Source organism: Bradyrhizobium sp. 482_C4_N1_8, assembly GCF_052075965.1.
In the GTDB taxonomy this organism is placed as follows: Bacteria; Pseudomonadota; Alphaproteobacteria; order Rhizobiales; family Xanthobacteraceae; genus Bradyrhizobium; species Bradyrhizobium barranii.
The window spans coordinates 7,577,202-7,595,706 of record NZ_CP197231.1; the positions used below are offsets into that span (position 1 = coordinate 7,577,202).

Consider the following 18,505-nt stretch of genomic DNA (forward strand, 5'->3'; position numbering starts at 1 on the left):
TAGTTTGAAATGACAACGTGGCCCGTTTTGTTCTGGGCCAACCATACGGTGTATTCACGGGCGGAACACGCCGTCATAGATTGCCGAACTTTCCCGGTCTTGGCACGATCTGCAATAGACGCCGCATTCTGACGGGCAATATCATTTCCCGTTTCAGGACTATGGAGGGCGGGCGCGCTTCGCGGGCTAGCTCTTAGTCCGTATTCCTGACCGCCTCAGCTAGTATGGCGTAAAGCTGGCGCTTGCTGAGCTCTTTGGGCTGCCGCTTCTCCAGTGGTTTCGACACCTTCTTACCTACAGTGCGGGCACAAGCGGCGGACAATGCCGCTCTCTTCCGGTCTACCCCTGTGAACGGAAATCGTCAGACTGCACCGGCATGTATCACGCGGGCCAAAACCGGACTCGTGCACCGTAGAAAATGATGGCGCATGATCTACTTATCCTATCGGTTCTGGTATGATCCTTAAGGTGGTTGAATATCTCGGGAAGCGGATTTTTCGAGCAGGAAGGGCATCTGCGGAACCTAACGTAACATCAGACGTTCTTCCGGCGTATGAGCAGCGCCGTCGCCCCGGCGCAGCCTGCGCAGAGGCGTCGCGCTGTGCTGGTCGGAGAGAAAGCTCATGAGACTCACTCTTTCGGTCATCAAGGCTGACGTTGGCTCAGTCGGCGGGCATACGAAACCATCTTCACGCATGATGGCAGCTGTCGAGGGCGAGGTCGCGAAGGCGATCTGCAATGGTCTGTTGATCGACGGTTTTGTCTGCCACACCGGCGACGACATTGCGATCATCATGACGCACACTCGGGGCGAGGGGAGCTCCGAGATCCATCAACTCGCCTGGAAGGCGTTTCTTGCGGCCACTTCGGTTGCAAGGACTTCCGGTCTCTACGGCGCCGGCCAGGATCTTCTCGCAGACGCACCTTCCGGAAACATTCGCGGTGCCGGCCCGGGCGTCGCCGAGCTCAGCTTCGACCACAGCCTCTCGGGGCCGAGACCCGCGGAATCATTCATGGTGTTTGCCGCCGACAAATGCGGCCCCGGCGCCTATAACCTGCCGCTCTACCTCGCCTTCGCTGATCCCATGTATTGCGCCGGGCTGATGCTACCCCCGATGATCAAGGGATTCCGTTTCCATGTCATCGACATGGACCACACGGCGGGCGACAGCGTGATCGAACTCGACGCGCCCGAGGACAACTACCACATTGCCGCGCTGCTCCGCGACAACGAGCGCTTTGGCATTGATCGCATCGTTTCTCAAACATATGGCGAGGTTGCCGCCGCCGTGTCGGCGCAACGTCTTCACGCAATCGCAGGCAAGTACACCGGCAAGGACGATCCGGTCGCAATCATCAGAAACCAGGGAATTTTCCCGGCGCCCGAGGAAATTATCTCGCCCTTCGCCAAGGCACACTTCGTGGGCGGCGATGCGCGCGGCTCGCATGTGATGCCGCTGATGCCCGTGCCGCTCAATACACCGGTCACTGGCATGTACTGCCTGCCGATCGTTTCTTGCGCTGGCTTTTCGGTCGACAAGGACGGCCGCTTTTCCGAGTCCTATACCGATTTCTTCGACAACCCGGCGTGGGACGAGGTGCGCCGGCGCGCGCAACGCAAGGCAATCGAGATGCGCAGCCAGGGCTGGTCCGGCGCTGCGATGCTGCCCTATTCTGAGCTGGAATATGGCGGCTTCCGCGACACCGTATCCGCACTCGTGAAGCGATTTCGGCTGCGTGAGGAGCGCAAGCCGGAAGCGGCCGAGTAGCGAAGCTGCGCTGTGCATTATTACGACCTGCCAATGCTGGGAGGTTTGGCTTGGCGAAAAGACGCATCGGCATTCTCACGGGCGGCGGCGACGTCGCCGGCCTCAACGCAGTCATCAAGAGCGTGACTTATCGCGGCAGTGAGAACGACATCGAGGTCGTCGGTCTCCGCCGTGGTTGGGAGGCCCTCACGCACTTGAACCTCGAGGACCCGACCAGCAGGTCTCACTATGTCATCCCGCTCAACCGTGAAAACACTCGCACTATCGACCGGCGCGGCGGCACCGTGCTGCACTCGAGCCGCATCAATCCGTCCAAAATACAAAAGCTGCCCGATCATCTCGTCGGCAGGGACGTTCCAGTCTCCCTGAGTACCAAGGACGGCATCGTAACCAAGACCTGGGACCTCACCGGCCAGGTGCTGGCGAACCTTTCGGGGCTCGGAATCGAACACCTGATCGCCATCGGCGGCGACGACACGCTCAGCTATGCGGCCAAGCTCAACGAACTCGGCGTCAAGATCATCGCCATCCCGAAGACGATGGACAACGACGTCCGCAACACCGAGTACTGCATCGGCTTCTCGACCGCGATCACCCGCGCCAGCGATGCCATCCAGCGACAGCGCACCACTGTCGGCTCGCATGAGCGAATTGGCATTTTCCGCGTCTTTGGCCGCGATGCTGGATTCACAGCGCTCTACGCCGCGTATGCGACCTCGATACGATGCGTCATACCGGAGTACAAGGTCAACCTCGACAAACTGATCCAGCTGCTCCTCGAGGAGAAGCGAGCGAACCCAAGCAACTACGCGCTGATCGTGCTCAGCGAGGGTGCCGAGTGGGAGGGCTTCAACCTGCAGGAATACGGCGAGCCTGACGCCTACGGTCACCGCAAGAAGGCCAACGTGGCGGAATCGCTTGCCGACGAGATCAAGCGGCGCGCCGGCGAGGAGACGATCACCTCCGACCTCACCTACGACCTGCGATCGGGCGATCCGGACTTCATCGACAAGCTTGTGGCCCTGACTTTCGGCAACATGGCCTACGATGCCATCCTGGAAGGCAAGACCGGCCTCATGTCGGCGCTGGTAGAGGGCTGCTACGACCTCGTGCCCATCCCTGACGCCAAGCTCGGCCCGCGCAAATTGGACGTCGCCAGCAGCTACAACACGGAGCGCTATCGCCCCATCTACGGCAACAAGCAGGGGTTGCCGATCTTTCTCAACCGCGCGTCATAGATAGATGGTGACCCAAGCGCCGGCATGACTGGTTGCTGCGGGTGCGTCGCAACCGGCCTTGTCGCCGCCGCGCCACCGAGATCGGGGAGACGGCTCATGAGGACCTTGCTGCTGCTCGTGCTTTCTATGGTGACCGTCGTGCGCGAAGTGACCGCACAGGACGCTCAATGCGTCCTCGAACGCGCCGCCATGGTCGAAACCATCCGGTCCTACGCCCGGTCCCACGTCAGTGTTTTGGGACAGCAGGGGCTGTCGGGGAGAGTCCTTGAGGCCATGGGGCAAACACAACGCCATCTGTTCATCCCTGAGCGATCTTGCTCCATCGCATACGCAGACATGCCGCTTCCGATCGGCGCCGGCCAGACCATATCGCAGCCATTCATCGTGGCCTTGATGACTCAGCTGGCTTACGTCGCGCCCGATGATGTTGTGCTCGAAGTCGGTACGGGTTCGGGCTATCAGGCTGCCATCCTTGCGCACCTGGCGCGAAAGGTCTGCACCATCGAGATCATCCCGCAGTTGGCCGCAGCCGCAGCCAAAACGCTCAAGGACCTCGCGTATGACAATGTGAGCGTTCGGCTTGGCGACGGCTATGCCGGCTGGCCCGATTGCGGTCCTTTTGAAGCAATCATCGTCACCGCAGCGCTCGGGCACGTACCGGCGCCGCTGATTGAGCAGCTCAAATTGGGTGGCCGGCTGGTGATGCCGGTGGGACCTGCCTACACCACTCAGCAGCTCACGGTGGTGGAAAAAACCGGCCCGGGCAAGACAACAACGCGCGCCGCCAGCCTCGTGCGGTTTGTACCCTTTACGCGCTCACCAGATTAGAAACCAATCGACGTTTAATTCTTGAGCAGCACTTGCGCAGTCGCCTCGCTGGCTGGAGCCTTGCGGAAAGCGCCAGCTGTTCGAACCTGTCGGCTTCGGGTCAAAATCCGCATTGACCGCCGCGAAATCCAACTTCCGCTCTGCCCCTGTTAACGGACATCGTCAGACGGTCAGTCGGGTCCGCCACCAGTTGCAACTCAAAAAGACCCGCGCGCGAAGGGGAACCGAATGCGCTAGGTCGCATTTCTAGACGTACAGGCACACTTGCTACGTCAAGCTGACCCTTTCACGACAACTTCCGAAAGGATGGCGACCATGCCACGGGTGAAGCAAGCTGCGAAGCACGTACGCGCAACCAAAGCCGCCGCCGTCACGGCACTCGGTACGGCCGGACTGGGTCTCTCGCTGGCGGGGAGCGCATCCGCGCACACGATACCCACTGCTCATATCCCGCATTCTGACAACATCTCGCCCAATCAGCGCTTCGTTCTTGGCGAAGAGGAAATGGCCGACGTCAGTCTCGCCACGTTCTATCTCTTCGATAAGGAAAATGCTGGAAGCGACGTGCAGCTAGCCGCCGTTGTTGTTCGCCGAGGTTGCGGTGGTTGCCGTGGCTGCCGTGGTTGCCGAGCTGTGCGTGGTTGCGGTGGCTGCGGGGGTTGCGGCGGCTGCTGCGCACGCTGGGGACGGTGCCGCTGGTGCTAAGTTCCACGACCTAGCGGATGAACGATAAAACTTAACGAACAATCGTGCGGCATCTCCGCCGCAGGTCGGCGATGATATCACCCCTGTAGCCTGCTTCTCAGTACATCCGTGAAACCGAAGCGTCGACCGATGTTATAGGGTCTTCAGATTTTCAGCGCTCGTCTTTCCGCGCCTCGGATCGGTCTTCTCCTCGAAGGAGACCTTCTGCCCTTCGGCTAGTCCATGAAGGCCCGCACGCTCGACGGCGCTAATGTGAACAAATACATCCGGCCCACCATTGTCCGGCTGAATAAAGCCAAAGCCCTTCTGGCCGTTGAACCACTTCACGACACCCGTTGCCATTATCCGTCTCCAACAGTACCCACGAAAGAGTTCGCTACCCACAATCCGTGTGAGCAAATTCGATCCAGCGATGTCTTGGAAAGGCCCCCTCGGGGCGCGGCCATCAAGTCATTCAATAGGTCGAACCCCTTCACCATACCACCGGTGGCATGGGTTGCCACGGGAATGAGATGAGAGGGCGCCGCGGCTGGCCTCGGGTTCCGCGGCCTTCTCGAAGGGACTGTTCACGGCCCGCAAAACCTTGATTGCAATCAGCGGGCCGGCGGGCTTCTCTGTGAGGCGCACGCGCCCCAAATGCTGTAAGGAACACAATGCCCTACATCTTCTCGATCAACGACGACGTTCATCATCAAGCCCAGCGACCGCAGGGCCGCGCCGACAATGGCGAACGGACCGTCTACACTATTGTTGCATGCCTCCCGATTGAGGCGGACGGACGCATTCGATACCGCATCAAAAGCAAAACCGAGAATTTCGAGCGTGTTGTAACTGAAGATGAACTCAGTCAGTGGCTACAGCAGTAGGCGCGACAGTGGGCCTGTCGGTTGGTTCACAGGGGAGATCCAGCTCGACCTGCTTGCGGTCCACCTCGCTTCTCAGCGGCATTCGTACCGCGAGTGCAAACACCGCCTGTATCGGATCAAGCTCAAGGCCTCTCTTCGTTGCGTGTTCAGCCCGAACTATGCAGCCCCTGTGTTCCCCAATGAGCGCCAAAGGAGCCGCGACGCTAGTGGCCCGTGGCGTGCCGGTTCATTTCCTCCAGAAGCTCGCGCATTGCGTCGAACTGCGTGCCAAAGCCTTTCCAGTCGCCGGACTTCAATCGTTCAACGGCATGATTGTAGCGGTCGAGCGCCTCCCGTGCCTGACTTGCCGACGGGCGTGCGACAGGCATTTCCTCCTTCGTGCTCGAGACCGGCCGCACCGCGCCAGGCTCGATAAACAGTGCTGACAAGGCCTCGTCGAGCGTCTCCTTCATCACCACATGTTCACCATAGGCTGCGATCACGCGTTTCAGCTCCGGCAGGTGTCCGTGCTCCGCTCGCAAATAGAGCGGCGTTACATAGAGGATCGAGTTCTCGATTGGGATCACAAGCAGGTTCGCACCGCGTATCACCCGCGAGCCCATCTGATTCCACAGCGTGATCTGCTGCGATATATCGGTGCTCTGATTGATCCGCGCTTCGATCTGGAACGGCCCGTAGACGAGCTTCTCCTTGGGAAACTCGTAGACAATCAGCTTGCCGTAGTCGGGTGCGTCGCAACGCGCGGCGAGCCACGCGATCATATTGTCGCGGCGGCTTGGCACCATGGGAAGCATGAGGAAAAACTCGGCCTGCGGCTCGCCGGGCAGTCGCATGATGATGTAATATGGGGCCATCGTCGCAATGCCGCCGCCGCCCGGCTGGCGCGGGAACTGCCAGAGATCCTCGCGGTTATAGAAAACGTCAGCGGCCTCCATGTGATAGCTCTGATAGAGCTGCGCCTGAATCAGGAACAGGTCCTCCGGATAGCGAATGTGCCTCTGCATATCCGCCGGCATGGCCGAGAATGGCTTGAACAGGCTCGGAAAGATACGCCGATAGGTCGCTGCAATCGGATCGCCGGTCTCCATCAGGTAAAAGTCGACGGTCCCGTTATAGGCATCGACGATGACCTTCACTGAATTGCGAATGTAGTTGATATCCTCGTCTTGCGCCGGCTGCGCGGAGGGGAAGTAGGAACTCACCGTGTAGGCGTCCTGCATCCAGAACATCCGCCCATTGCTGATGACCAGATAAGGATCGTGATCGAGCCTGAGGAACGGGGCGATCGTTCGTACTCTTTCCCCGATATTGCGCCGGATCATGATACGGCTGTCGGTCGTGATGTAGCTTGAGAGCAGTAGGTTCGGGTCGTTGAAGTAGTAAGCGAACAGGCCTCTCCACACCATCGCCCCTATCGGAACGCCGCCCGTACCGTCATAAGCCGCGTAGACATTATCCTTTCCCTTCGGATAGTCGAACTCCGGCGTGCTCCCCTTGACGATGACGTAGTTGTCGCTCCGTTCGCCGTAGTAGAGGCGCGGCTCGTGGATATTGGGGCCTCCATCCGCAACCGGAGGGATATCCCGCAAATAGAGCAGCGGTAGCCCCTCGGTGCTTTTGCGCGTGACCGGGCTCATCACCGCGCCATTGCCGTGAGTAAACAGCACGTGGCGGTTGACCCATGTCTGGGCATTCGGCGGCAGCAGGGAGGGCCGCAATTCGCGAGCCGAGAGCATTACGCTTTGGTAGGAGCCATCGAGCCAGTAGCGATCAACATCAAGATCATGGAATTTGTAGTAAGTGCGGATCTCTTGCAGCTGCGCGTAGGTGTCCGACAAGGGCAGCCAGTCCCACAGCCTGATATTGTCGATTGTCGCCTTGTTGGCGTCGAGCGTCTTGAAGCTAAGCTTCTGTTCCGCCGCAAACGGCTTGGCTGCGATCTGATCGAGATTGTATGCCTGCCGGGTGAGCGCAATGTTGCGTTCGATATAGGGCCTTTCCAGCTCCAATTCGCTTGGTTTGACGAAGAACTCCCGGAACAGCACGGGAATCACGCTAGACAGCACGAAAGACCCGATCACGACAAGCAGGAACGCGGCGGCAGGAAGCCGGTAGGTGCGCACCCGCAAATTTGCCCACGTGGCGAACGCCGCGATGACCGAAAGTCCGATCACCAACCACAAGGCCGGGAGCCTCACGTGGACATCGGTGTAGCTTGCGCCGACGACCACACCGTTGTCGCCGTAGAGCAGCAGATAGCGATCAAGACCATAGGACCAGGCCTTCACTGCAAAGAAAAGACCGAGCAGCACCGAGCCGTGGGCAATCGCCATCGACGACATTGATCGGCGATGAAGGTCGTATTCGATATCGCCGTGCACCCAGTAGATCGCCGCGGCGAAAAGCGCGCTGAGAACGAGCACGAGCATGATCCAGTTTTTGATGAGGATATAGGCGGGCAGCGAGAAGAGATAGAAGCCGATGTCCTTGTTGTAGAGCGGATCGTCTGCGCCATATGGCACCTGATAGACAAACCGCAGGAAGACACCCCAGTTGCCGACTTCTGCGGCGGCGACGAGCAGAGCGATCAAAGCTGCCCCACCTACGGTCAACCGGGACCACGGCAGTCGACCGCGTAAAAGCGCAAGCAAATCTGGCGGCGCGTTGACCGCGAAGTTCCACACCGAAGCGGTGACAAGCTGTGTCGACCGCCGTCGGGCAAAGCGCAGGGCGAACCATCCGTTCAGCCAAAGGATGATGGCGGTTCCGGTCCAGACCGCAAGAAAGATGACGGTTTTCGCACCGATTGTCGTCCAAAAAACCTGCGGATAATTGATCGAGGAAAACCACAGCCAGTCGACGAGGAGGTCGCTCGCGAGCCAAAGCAGGATCAGGCAAACCCCAATGACAGCGGCCGCAATAGTGAGCCCGACCACGGCACTCTGCCTTGGTACCTTCCGTTCGGGTCCGGTGATCCCGATCGTCATGGCTTGATCATAGCGGAAATGAGGGACGCCCACCGCTCGATTTCGCGGTCGGAATAGCGCTTCAAGGCGGGGGCACGGGTGCTCGAACCTGGGTCGCCAGGATCGCGAAACAGCGCAAAGTGGCGAGGTCCGCCGCGAATTCCCATTCGGCCTCGGTCGGAAGTTCCTTGCCTGCCCACTTGGCAAAGGCCTCGGCGTCGTTGAACGCCACATGCACGACCGGGTGCTCGTCCAGCCCGCGGATCGAGCTGCCCGGTCCGTTAAGGCCGCCGCCAGCAGAAAATTTGTCATAATTCAAAGGCACGCGATGTGCCGTTCATCGGCGCGACCTAAATGATCTGCGGACAGTTTCTTCCTGACGGCTCTGCGATTGCGCCAACGAGTCGCGATGATTGCCTATGTTGTTTCGTCAAACTACTGCTCGACAGCTGACTATGGTCTCTCCGTTCTTGTGGTAGATTCGGCGGCGCTATCGTGCCAACCGGCCAACCAACGATCGGATTTCGGCACGTGCTGATTCAGTTGTCCGCAGGTTGCTCGCTCATATAAACTACCCCCCGATCTCCGGCGGAGCCTTGCCATGAAAGCCTTCTTGCTCGCCTGCGCAGCCGCAATTGTGATCGCGGCGGCCGGTTTTGTCGTCCTTGACCAGATCCAGGAACCCGTCCAACAAGCGTTTGCGACGACGGGCGTGCGGCTCTGACCAAGCGCCTGGCACATTTATGGGCCGCGCGATCCCTACTCCGCCGCGGTGGCCGCCGGCCGGGGCCGTGCATTCGCTTCGGCGCGCGCATTCTGCTCTTCAAGCCAGAGCCCATGGTGCTCCTTGGCCCAGTTGACATCGACAGTGCCGCTGCCCATTGCCTCGAACGCGCCTTCCATACCGATCGTCCCGATATAGATGTGCGCCAGCATCGCCGCGATGAAGAGCATCGCCACGATGGAGTGAACGATCTGCGCGAACTGCATCCCTTCGATACCTGACAGATAGAACGGGAACATCAGCACATATCCGGTGGCCGCCACCAGGCCTCCGCCAATGACCACGATCCAATAGATTGCCTTCTGGCCGGCGTTGAAACGATAGGCCGGTGGATGATCGTGACCCACAATACCGCCACGGCGCTTGATCCAATCGACATCCGCCTTGTTCGGGACGTTGCCAGCGATCCACATCAGGAAGATCAGCACGACTCCGATGGTGAACGGAAAGCTGAGGTAGTTGTGCGCGTACTTCGCCCACTGCGACCATTCGGAAAACGCCTCGTGGCCAATCAGCGGCAGGAGCAACGGACGGCCGAAGGTGATGTTCAATCCGGAAATCGCCAGAACGACAAAGCAGGTCGCAGTCATCCAATGCACGAAACGCTCGAATAAGGAAAAGCGCACGATTGTGCGGCCGGATCGTCCGCTTTCCAGACGGACCATGCCGCGCGTCAAATAGAAGATCACGAGAACCGCCAGCATGCCGAGGATGGCAACCCCGCCAATCCAGCGCAGCGCCACGTTGCGGAATTCACGCCACTCGCGGCCAGCCGGCTGCATGAGCACGCTGGAGCGCTGGTCGGGAATGCTGACGCGCCCCTGGATCCGGTCCATTTCCTGGAGCAGCTGCCGCTCGTTAACCGAGCTCGCTGTCGGATTGACCTGCTGGGCCAGTGACGGTGCCGGCGCCGCAATGATCAACAGAAGCAATGCCCACGCGCCGATGGTGACTGGAATGAACCTTCCGGATGACGACATGAACTCCTCCTCGGCATCTGCGCCGCGTGGCCGCGGCCTGCTTCAGGACTCGATCGTCTCGCGATAGGCGGTTTTCCAGCCCCATGCGCCCGAGCCGTAGCCGCGCTTCAGTACGCGCTCTCTGTAGATCTGGGCGATGATCTCGCCATCGCCGGCGAGCAGCGATTTTGTCGAGCACATCTCGGCGCAGAGCGGCAGCTTGCCTTCGGCAAGCCGGTTCGCGCCGTATTTCTCGTATTCCTCCTTGCTGCCGTCGGCTTCGGGACCGCCGGCGCAATAGGTGCATTTGTCCATCTTGCCGCGGGAGCCGAAATTGCCGACCTTCGGATATTGCGGCGCGCCGAACGGACAGGCGTAGAAGCAATAGCCGCAGCCGATGCAGAGGTCCTTGGAGTGCAGCACCACGCCGTCGGCCGTGGTGTAGAAGCAGTTCACCGGACACACCGCAGCGCAGGGCGCATCGGTGCAGTGCATGCAGGCCATCGAGACCGAGCGTTCGCCCGGCTTGCCGTCATTGATGGTGACGACACGACGCCGGTTGATGCCCCAGGGGACCTCGTGCTCGTTCTTGCAGGCCGTCACGCAGGCGTTGCACTCGATGCAACGGTCGGCGTCGCAGAGAAATTTCATACGTGCCATCGTCGTTGCTCCTTATGCCGCCGCGATCTGGCAGAGAGTGACTTTCGTCTCCTGCATGTTCGTCGCGGGATCATACCCGTAGGTGGTGATCGTGTTCGCGCTTTCGCCGAGCACGATCGGATCGGTGCCCTTGGGGTAGTTGCTGCGAAGATCCTTGCCTGCGAGCCAACCGCCGAAGTGGAAAGGCATCCAGGCAACGCCCTTGCCGACACGCTCGGTGACGAGCGCCTTCATCCTGGCCCTCGAATTGTTCTCTGCGCCCGTGACCCAGACCCAGCCACCGTCCGTGACGCCGCGCTCGGCGGCATCGGCTGGATTGATCTCGATGAACATGTCCTGCTGCAATTCGGCGAGCCAGGGGTTGGTGCGCGTCTCCTCGCCGCCGCCCTCATATTCGACCAGACGGCCGGACGACAGGATGAGCGGAAATTGCTTCGCGATCCCCTTCTCGACCGCCGCCTTTTGCACCGAGAAGCCGATATTGGGCACCCGGAACTGCTCGGCGTCGGGCAACGTCGGATATTTCGCGACCAGGTCGACGCGCGGCGTGTAGATCGGCTCCCGGTGTACCGGAATGGGGTCGGGCAAGCCGAACGCATTCATCCGCGCCTTGCCGTTGCCATAGGGCACGCAACCATGCATGAGCGCGACACGCTGGATTCCGCCCGACAGGTCGAGCGACCACGACACCACGTCTGGCTTGGCCGGGTTGATCTTGTTGATCACAGCCATTTCGGCTTCCGTGAGCTCCGTGTCCCAGCCGAGCTTCTTCAGGCTCGCCAGCGTGAATTCCGGATAGCCGTCCTCGATCGCCGAACCCTTCGAGTACGAGCCGTCCGCGAGCAGGCTGACCTTGCGCGTGGTGCCGTCGGGCAGCTTCTCTTCGCGCTCGACGCCAAAGCGCGGACGGAACGTGCCGCCACCGTCCATCACGTGCAGATTGGTGTTGTAGAGCAGCGGCGTGCCCGGATGCTTGACTTCAGGTGATCCCCAGCACGGCCAAGGCAGACCGTAATAGTCGCCGCCGACCTCGGGATCGTCCTTGGGCGCCCGCATCGTCAGCATGTCGAACTTCGCCTGGTTCTTCATATGCGCCTTGAGGCGCTCGGGCGATTGCCCGCAATAGCCGGTCGACCAGCTGCCGCGGTTCATCTCACGCAGGACATCCTCCGCCTCGGGCAGATTGTTCTGGACCTTGATGTTCTTGAACATCTTGTCGGCGAAGCCGAACTTCTTCGCCAGGAGATAGATGATCTCGAGGTCGTCCTTCGATTCGAAGATCGGCTTCACGACCTGCTCGCCCCATTGCAACGAGCGGTTCGAGGCAACGCGCGAACCCTTGCACTCGAATTGCGTGGCAACCGGGAGAATGTAGACTCCATCCTTGCGTCCCGCCTCGACCGAGAGCGAGGCCCAGGTCGTCGGATGCGGGTCGGCGATGACGAGCAGCTCGAGCGCCTTCAGGCCATTAAGGGATTCAGGAATGCGGGTGATGCTGTTGCTGGCGTGCCCCTGCACGAACACGGCCCGCACATTGTCCCTCTGCGCGATCCGATCTTTCGGCAGCGTGACCGCTTCGAACCAGCGGGTCAGCGGGATGCCGGGCGTTTCCATGATCTGCTTGGAGTCGAAGCGCGACTTCAGGAACTCATGGTCGACTTCCCAAACCCGCGACCAGTGCTTCCACGCGCCTTCGGCGAGCCCGTAGTAGAACGGCAGCGTGACGATATCGAGCCCGACATCGGTCGCGCCTTGCACGTTGTCATGGCCACGGAAGATGTTGGCGCCCATGCCCGCTCCGCCGACATTGCCGGTCATCAGCAGTGCGATGCAACTGGCCCGCACGTTGGCGGTGCCAACGGTCTTCTGGGTCTGGCCCATGGCCCAGATCAGCGTTGCCGGCTTCTCGGTAGCAAACATCTTGGCGACGCGCTTGAGCTGCTCGCCGGGAATGCCGGTGACACGCTCGACTTCTGCCGGATTCCACTTCTCCACTTCTTTCCGGAGATCATCGAATCCATAGACCCGCTGTCGGATGAACTCCTTGTCTTCCCACCCGTTCTGGAGGATGTGCCACATCATGCCGTACAGCACCGGGATGTCGGTGCCCGGCCGCATCCGAACATATTCGGTCGCGTGTGCCGCGGTTCGCGTCAGGCGCGGGTCGATGACGACAAAGTTGGCCTTTTGAAGCTCCTTGCCCTCGAGCAGATGCTGCAACGATACAGGGTGCGCCTCGGCTGGATTGCCGCCCATGATGACCTGGGTCTTGGCATTGCGGATATCGTTGAAGCTGTTGGTCATCGCGCCGTAGCCCCAGGTGTTGGCCACGCCGGTAACGGTCGTTGAATGGCAGATGCGCGCCTGATGATCCGTGTTGTTGGTTCCCCAGAACGCGCCGAGCTTGCGGAACAGATAGGCGCCTTCGTTCGTCATTTTGGCCGAGCCGAGCCAATAGATGGAATCGGGCCCAGATTTCTCGCGGACTTCCAGGAGCTTGTCGCCGATCTCGTTGATCGCCGTATCCCAGGAGACACGCGTCCACTGCCCGCCCACGAGCTTCATCGGATAGCGCAGCCGCCGCTCGCTGTGCACGAGCTCGCGCACAGAAGCGCCCTTGGCACAATGTGATCCGCGATTGATCGGGGACTCCCAGCTCGGCTCCTGGCCGATCCACACCCCATTCAGCACCTCCGCCGTCACGGTGCATCCAACCGAACAATGCGTGCAGACGCTCTTGCGAACGGTTGCTCCCGATGTGAGGGGACCTGCCACTGCTGCTTTCGCCTTGCGGACGCCGCCGACCGGCAGCGTGCTCACTGCAGCGAGAGCGCCGCCACCAAGGCCAGACCGGAGCAGGAAGGTGCGGCGGTCGAGACCATTGGTTTGCCCGGACAAACCTCCCGCGATTGATCCGCGTGAAGCGGATTCGGAACGCTGTTGTGTTCTCCTGATCAGCACGGCCGCCTCCTCTCAACCCGGATAGCGATTGACACGGTAGTACGCCTTCACATGATCGGTCTCCTTGTAGCGCGCCTTGCGTTTCTCATCGTCGGTCTCGCTGTCCGCCTGAGCAGGCGTGATCAAGGGCGTTGCCAGCGTCGCGCCCGCACCGACCGTGCCGATGCCGACCTTGCGAAGGAAATCGCGGCGTCCGACTGTCGTTCTCTGCTCGTCCCTCATCGCATCTCTCCTGGACCAGCGGCGCTGGTCAGTTGACAAACGTGAAAGCCTCGGATTCGATTTCCAGAAAATTTCGTCCAAGTGTTCCGACCGACCGGTAGAATTTGGCGTTTTCCGCCTTCTCCATGTCGGCAAACAAACGTCCCATCCAGCGGGACACATGCTTCTCGAAGAATGTGCGCTGTGCTTCCGTTGGCACCGGGAAGCGTGCCACCGCAAGGCCCGCCATGATCTCGCACAGCGTCGCCGCGTGATCCTCGGGCTCAAAATTGCTCTCGACCCGCTCAATGCCGAGCGCGGCGAGATCGTCGCGCAGGCGCGACAGCGGACGTTCGTGGAGAAAGCCCGTCAAGTAATAGGATGCGTAAGGCAGCAACTCGCCGCGACCCAGACCGACGAAGAGGTCAAAATATTCGCGCTCGACCTCGGATACGGCCGCTACCGATGCAGCTTCTGCAAGGGTTGCGTGGGCGCGTCCAAGCGGCGTCGCATCGCCATGCAGTTGCGCGATCTGCTCGAGCAATGCGGCCGACGGCGCGGACGAGAGCAAGGTTGCAAGCAGCGCGTATTCCTGCGCGCGCGCGGCATCGGTCGGATCAACCGCGTCGTCCGGCGCGGCCGGCTCACTATAGAGATCGGGACGAAGCACTTTGCGCGACACACCCGTCGCGCCTTCGACCGCAATCACAAGTTGCGCGGGCACCCTGTTCCAGTTCGACACCGAGGGCTGGGCAATACCGATTTTTCGGGCAAGCTCGGCAACGCCGCCCGCCGCATCGATGGCTCGTTCAAGGCCCGCATCGCGCATGCCGACCTCCCATCCAGGGGGCCAAGCGCTTGATTGCGTTTGCGTAACAAAGACTAGCCGCGTGTCCGGGAGCGGTCAATTGATAGCCATAGCCTGAGGCTATCGCATTTAGTCGCAGTCTACCGGGGCAACGCCCCGCCATGTGTGCGGTGCCGAAGGGGAGTCTCTTCACTCGCAGCTACGGGTTGCGATGCAGTAGAATTCGACGGCAATTCCGCGGCTGCGAACTCGCCGAGCGGTCGAGGTTCCTTGATCGCCTTCACCGGATTTGATGATTGCTCGAAACCGGCCTCCGCGGGAGCCGATCGCGCGGCGTTTTCGGCAGCCTCGCGCGGATCGGGGAGGCCCTCGGCGGCCTCTACCACGCCCCCGACGACGCGGCGGACGAGAGCGTCAATTTGCTCGGCCGAATAGTCCAGCGGACCGAAGCCAGCCATGGCGTTCGGGTCGTTGAAGTCCCAGGCGTTTTCCGCCAACCCCACGAAATCGCGGATGGTGGGATCGGCGCTCCAGGCGCGACGGAGCGCCGCCCGGCTCAACTCCTGCGGAATGCCTTTGCGCAGGAAAGCCGTGATGTCGGTGGCAGCATCGATCGATTCAATCGGGGGCAAGTTCGACAGCTCCGTCTCCGGGGGAGCCGGCTCTGCCGCGGCCCGGTTGGACAGCGCCGGCCCATGCGCCTCAGCGGCTTCTTCAGGGGCTGGTTCAGCGTGACCGGCCTTCGCCTCTTGCTTGCGGCGCGCCCAGCGCGCCAGGAATTGCTCGTCGCTCATTCGTGCTCACCGTCGTGGTGACGCCGCGCAAGCGCCTCAGGATCGGCGCGGCGTCGCTCGCGCTTGACGAATTCCCTCTCGACGTGGTGCTCGGCGATGAAATTTTCAATCGCCTTATGCAGTATCTCAGGCATTGGCACCGCTTCGACCAGATTGGCACCTGCTTCCGTGAATGCCTCGCCTTCCGCTGGATCTGCGGTGACGGCCGAAACGGCATAGGGCCAGGCGCCCTCGGAGGGAGTCAATACGATCCAGATGCGGGGAGCGCCCGTGGCAAGATTGTCGCGGTAGCGCTCGGTTTCCGAGCGATAGAGATCGACCATGGCGTTCCCGGCATAAAAGAGCGTCAATCCCTCCTGCGCCCGTAGGACAGTCCACGGCATCATCTCCGACTCATCCGGCAAGACGCCGATGCCGCGCCAGACAAAATCAATCCATGGGGAATCCGCCTCGCGGCGCTCGACGACAACGCCGACCGGAATGCGCAACAATGGCAGCGCGCCGGGGCTCACGTTGCAGCCTCCAGGTGCTTGATCGGCAACCCCGTCAACAGATTCTGCGGCTTCATCTGCACCAGCTGATCGGAGGTCGTTGCAAGGATCAGGTAGACCGGCTCGCGCCCGACCGCATCAACGACCAGGCTGGAATCTGGAAAAGCGAGCCGGAACAGCGCCAGCACACGGCTTGCGGTGCGGTCGTCCAGCGCCTCTCCATGCCAAAGCTGGTCGCCCATCCGGGTGGCTTCAGCATCGAGCCCAACATACCAGGTGAGCTTCGCATCGCGCAGGGCGGTGAGCGGCTCAATTCCGACGGCAAATCCAAGCAAATGAGTAATCCAGCGCCCCATGGCCTCTGCCAGCGCAGCGGGGCCCCGCGTTCCGCCGGTGAAATCGAGCGCAAGATCGAACTGATCGCTGCGCTGCCAGTAGCTGTCGGCATTCCCCTCGCTGAGGACGTCGACCTCCGCGCCGGTTGTTGCCCCCAACATGGACATCAGCGACAACACGGGCGTTTGGCTTGGCCCGCCAATGATTTCCTCGTCGCCCAACAGCAGCAAGTGTTCGTGCGGCACGATACGCTGCGGCCGGAAGAACAGTTCGGCCGCGCGCAGCACGAACGGGTCCTCGCAGCCGTCAAGCGCATTTCGCAGGATCACGTGAACAAGGTGGTTCACAAACAGCGGCGGCAGGTTGACGTGACGTGAGCGAACCAATGCAAGGTAGGCCGCTTCCAACGTGGGTTCGCGCAGCAGAAGCTTCCGAAATGCCAGTACGAATTGCCAGTTCTCCCGCGCATCTGCATCGGCGATCGCAGCTACCTCCTCCGCAGCGACTGCCCGGCCCGGGTCAGCGAGCAGCTCCTGGTGCAACCTGCGTTCGACCGCGCAGGCGTCGTCCGGCGGCATCAGTTCGGGGCGCACGAAGTAGGCCTTCAGGAACTCATCCGTGACCACGAGCCCGCCGCTCGCATTGTGATCGAGCAGATGGTGGCCGCAGGCGATCCAGAAATCCCTCATCGGCGCGACGGCTCCTCGCTCATATTCGCAAGATTGAGATCCTTGTCGGGCTCGGTGTCATCCTCCACTTCCATGAACGAGAACGCCTTGCCGTGACGCTGGCCCTCGCGCAGTTGCAATCTGCGGAATGACTCGCGGACCTCGCCATTGCTCGCCGAGCGGTGGACCGCGATCAGCGCGCTGATGGGATGCGTGCAGAGTGATTGCGCAAAGGCGACTTCCTCTTCAGCGGCAAGGCGCGCGGTTGCAAGGTCCGGCGCCCCGAACCGTTCGACCAGTTGTTTCGCAAGGAGCTCCACCAACGTCCGGCGATCGCCTTCAGTCGCGGGGACGATTTGCACCAGTGTCGACCAGCCCCAGGATTGCACGCCGAGGAAACCGCTTCGAAATGCCGAACGGTCCTTGCCGCTCAGCTTCGCTGCATCCCGATTACAAAAGCGGAAGGCGCCCGACACCGCCCAATCGCCAGGCTGCGCCGGCACGTCGAACACGAACGTGTCGGATGGATCGAGCGCGATGGTGCGCAAGAGCTTCACAGACGCGGTCCTCCGAGTATTGAATCGAACCATGACGGCGATAGCAAGCCCTTCTTCAGGTCGTGCCGATCGGTCCTGTTTGTCCCAATCCGGCGGGCAATAAGGTCACCGTTGTCAGCGATCACATATGTGGTTTGCCGCGCACACGGCAACCGACTTAGAAACTCGCGTGCGATGCCGTCGAATCCATCGGCTTGCCAGGCGTCGAGAGCGCGCATCAGATGCCGCACAAAGCTCTCCGTCACCTGAATCGCGCCGGCCTCACCAAAACCCTCCTGATCCAGGGCGGAAGCGAGCGGATAAACGCCGGCTTCCCTGTCGCTCATCGCAACCGTCCGGATCATGGCACCGAACACCAGCCAGCGCGGCGGCTCGTCCTCCTTTGCGGACGAAGGCCAGCCGAGCCGCCCGCCACCAACGAGGCCGCCGTCAACACGGATCGCGTCCGGCCAGTCGATCGCGATCTCCTTGTTCGGCGGCGCATACGCGCGCAAGGCGTCGGTCAGCGCCACCATCCCCGCATAGAAAGCGCGGCGCGCGGTACGCAACGGCTCGCCAGGTTCAAGGACGACTGCGAACTCGGCAAGATCGAACCGCCCCACGTAGGTCAGCGTACCTGCCCCACTCTCTTCGGCGATATGCATGGCATGGGCGAAAGAGTCACGACTTTCGCGCAGCCTCACCAGCGTGAATGGCGGAGGCAGATTGATTGGCTCCGTGACCGATGAGTGCCCAGGGGCTGTCGGTGTCAGGCGGACCTCCAGCTTTCTTTTCTTCTCTTGTGAGAATAACTTAATCGACCAGGAGGGGCGACGCGAGTCCGCTCGCCGTCGTTCCCGGACCTCTTCAGGAGGTGAAGGGCTGCGCATGCCTGATCCGCCGAACACGATCCTGATCTGCTCGTGCGAAGACAC

General features: G+C 61.2%; 17 protein-coding genes and 1 pseudogene. 5 read left to right on the forward strand and 13 right to left on the reverse strand.

What is annotated here, in order from left to right; all coding sequences use genetic code 11:
- Positions 1-623 precede the first annotated feature (623 nt).
- The 3 genes from AB7Z56_RS35865 to AB7Z56_RS35875 all read left to right on the forward strand — a co-directional run bounded on the left by AB7Z56_RS35865 (position 624) and on the right by AB7Z56_RS35875 (position 3,835).
- Positions 624-1,769, forward strand: a complete 1,146-nt coding sequence (locus AB7Z56_RS35865) for a fructose-1,6-bisphosphatase (RefSeq protein WP_063985299.1) — start codon at positions 624-626, stop codon at positions 1,767-1,769.
- A 50-nt stretch (positions 1,770-1,819) separates the two neighbouring features.
- On the forward strand, positions 1,820-3,007 hold the full coding sequence (locus AB7Z56_RS35870) for a 6-phosphofructokinase (protein WP_063985300.1): 1,188 nt from the start codon (positions 1,820-1,822) through the stop codon (positions 3,005-3,007).
- 96 nt (positions 3,008-3,103) lie between these two features.
- Positions 3,104-3,835, forward strand: a complete 732-nt coding sequence (locus AB7Z56_RS35875; protein ID WP_084795290.1) for a protein-L-isoaspartate(D-aspartate) O-methyltransferase — start codon at positions 3,104-3,106, stop codon at positions 3,833-3,835.
- An 837-nt stretch (positions 3,836-4,672) separates the two neighbouring features.
- Here the strand turns inward: AB7Z56_RS35875 and AB7Z56_RS35880 are convergent.
- Positions 4,673-4,882, reverse strand: a complete 210-nt coding sequence (locus AB7Z56_RS35880) for a cold-shock protein (protein WP_038945713.1) — start codon at positions 4,880-4,882, stop codon at positions 4,673-4,675.
- Positions 4,883-5,193: 311 nt separating this feature from the next.
- Between AB7Z56_RS35880 and AB7Z56_RS35885 the strand changes: the two genes are divergently transcribed.
- A complete protein-coding gene (locus AB7Z56_RS35885; RefSeq protein ID WP_063985301.1) occupies positions 5,194-5,406 on the forward strand; it encodes a hypothetical protein in 213 nt (70 codons plus the stop codon).
- A gap of 203 nt (positions 5,407-5,609) precedes the next feature.
- Here the strand turns inward: AB7Z56_RS35885 and AB7Z56_RS35890 are convergent, their stop codons facing one another.
- On the reverse strand, positions 5,610-8,393 hold the full coding sequence (locus AB7Z56_RS35890) for a UPF0182 family membrane protein (protein WP_063985302.1): 2,784 nt from the start codon (positions 8,391-8,393) through the stop codon (positions 5,610-5,612).
- Between the two features lie 130 nt (positions 8,394-8,523).
- Positions 8,524-8,652, reverse strand: a pseudogene (locus AB7Z56_RS35895) (formylglycine-generating enzyme family protein); the annotation flags it as partial.
- 321 nt (positions 8,653-8,973) lie between these two features.
- On the opposite strand from AB7Z56_RS35895, the gene AB7Z56_RS35900 reads away from it, so the two are divergent.
- Entirely contained in the window at positions 8,974-9,096 is a 123-nt protein-coding gene (locus AB7Z56_RS35900; protein WP_256376430.1) for a hypothetical protein, read from the forward strand.
- Between the two features lie 35 nt (positions 9,097-9,131).
- On the opposite strand, the gene AB7Z56_RS35905 is transcribed toward AB7Z56_RS35900, so the two are convergent.
- From AB7Z56_RS35905 to AB7Z56_RS35950, 10 genes are all read right to left on the reverse strand, one after another.
- The gene (locus AB7Z56_RS35905; RefSeq protein ID WP_063985304.1) at positions 9,132-10,136 is read right to left on the reverse strand and encodes a formate dehydrogenase subunit gamma; all 1,005 of its coding nucleotides are present in this window, start codon (positions 10,134-10,136) and stop codon (positions 9,132-9,134) included.
- A gap of 42 nt (positions 10,137-10,178) precedes the next feature.
- The gene (fdh3B, locus tag AB7Z56_RS35910) at positions 10,179-10,775 is read right to left on the reverse strand and encodes a formate dehydrogenase FDH3 subunit beta (protein WP_063985305.1); all 597 of its coding nucleotides are present in this window, start codon (positions 10,773-10,775) and stop codon (positions 10,179-10,181) included.
- A gap of 12 nt (positions 10,776-10,787) precedes the next feature.
- Positions 10,788-13,736 (reverse strand): formate dehydrogenase subunit alpha, encoded by a 2,949-nt coding sequence (locus AB7Z56_RS35915; RefSeq protein ID WP_441256751.1) that lies wholly within the window; start codon positions 13,734-13,736, stop codon positions 10,788-10,790.
- A 12-nt stretch (positions 13,737-13,748) separates the two neighbouring features.
- Complete coding sequence (locus tag AB7Z56_RS35920) at positions 13,749-13,958, reverse strand: twin-arginine translocation signal domain-containing protein (protein WP_063985307.1); 210 nt, start codon at positions 13,956-13,958, stop codon at positions 13,749-13,751.
- Positions 13,959-13,986: 28 nt separating this feature from the next.
- Positions 13,987-14,766, reverse strand: coding sequence for a molecular chaperone TorD family protein (locus tag AB7Z56_RS35925; RefSeq protein ID WP_441256752.1), 780 nt, complete (start codon positions 14,764-14,766; stop codon positions 13,987-13,989).
- A gap of 119 nt (positions 14,767-14,885) precedes the next feature.
- Positions 14,886-15,539, reverse strand: coding sequence for a DUF3306 domain-containing protein (locus AB7Z56_RS35930; RefSeq protein ID WP_063985309.1), 654 nt, complete (start codon positions 15,537-15,539; stop codon positions 14,886-14,888).
- The gene (locus tag AB7Z56_RS35935; protein ID WP_063985310.1) at positions 15,536-16,051 is read right to left on the reverse strand and encodes a DUF3305 domain-containing protein; all 516 of its coding nucleotides are present in this window, start codon (positions 16,049-16,051) and stop codon (positions 15,536-15,538) included. Before AB7Z56_RS35935 ends, AB7Z56_RS35930 begins: the two co-directional genes overlap by 4 nt.
- Positions 16,048-17,055 carry a DUF6352 family protein gene (locus AB7Z56_RS35940; RefSeq protein WP_063985311.1) on the reverse strand — a complete coding sequence of 336 codons (1,008 nt, stop codon included), beginning with the start codon at positions 17,053-17,055 and terminating at the stop codon, positions 16,048-16,050. The genes AB7Z56_RS35935 and AB7Z56_RS35940 overlap by 4 nt, the downstream gene beginning before the upstream one ends.
- Positions 17,052-17,591 carry a DUF6505 family protein gene (locus AB7Z56_RS35945; protein ID WP_063985312.1) on the reverse strand — a complete coding sequence of 180 codons (540 nt, stop codon included), beginning with the start codon at positions 17,589-17,591 and terminating at the stop codon, positions 17,052-17,054. Before AB7Z56_RS35945 ends, AB7Z56_RS35940 begins: the two co-directional genes overlap by 4 nt.
- The gene (locus AB7Z56_RS35950) at positions 17,588-18,295 is read right to left on the reverse strand and encodes a biotin/lipoate--protein ligase family protein (protein ID WP_063986656.1); all 708 of its coding nucleotides are present in this window, start codon (positions 18,293-18,295) and stop codon (positions 17,588-17,590) included. The genes AB7Z56_RS35945 and AB7Z56_RS35950 overlap by 4 nt, the downstream gene beginning before the upstream one ends.
- Positions 18,296-18,505: the final 210 nt, after the last annotated feature.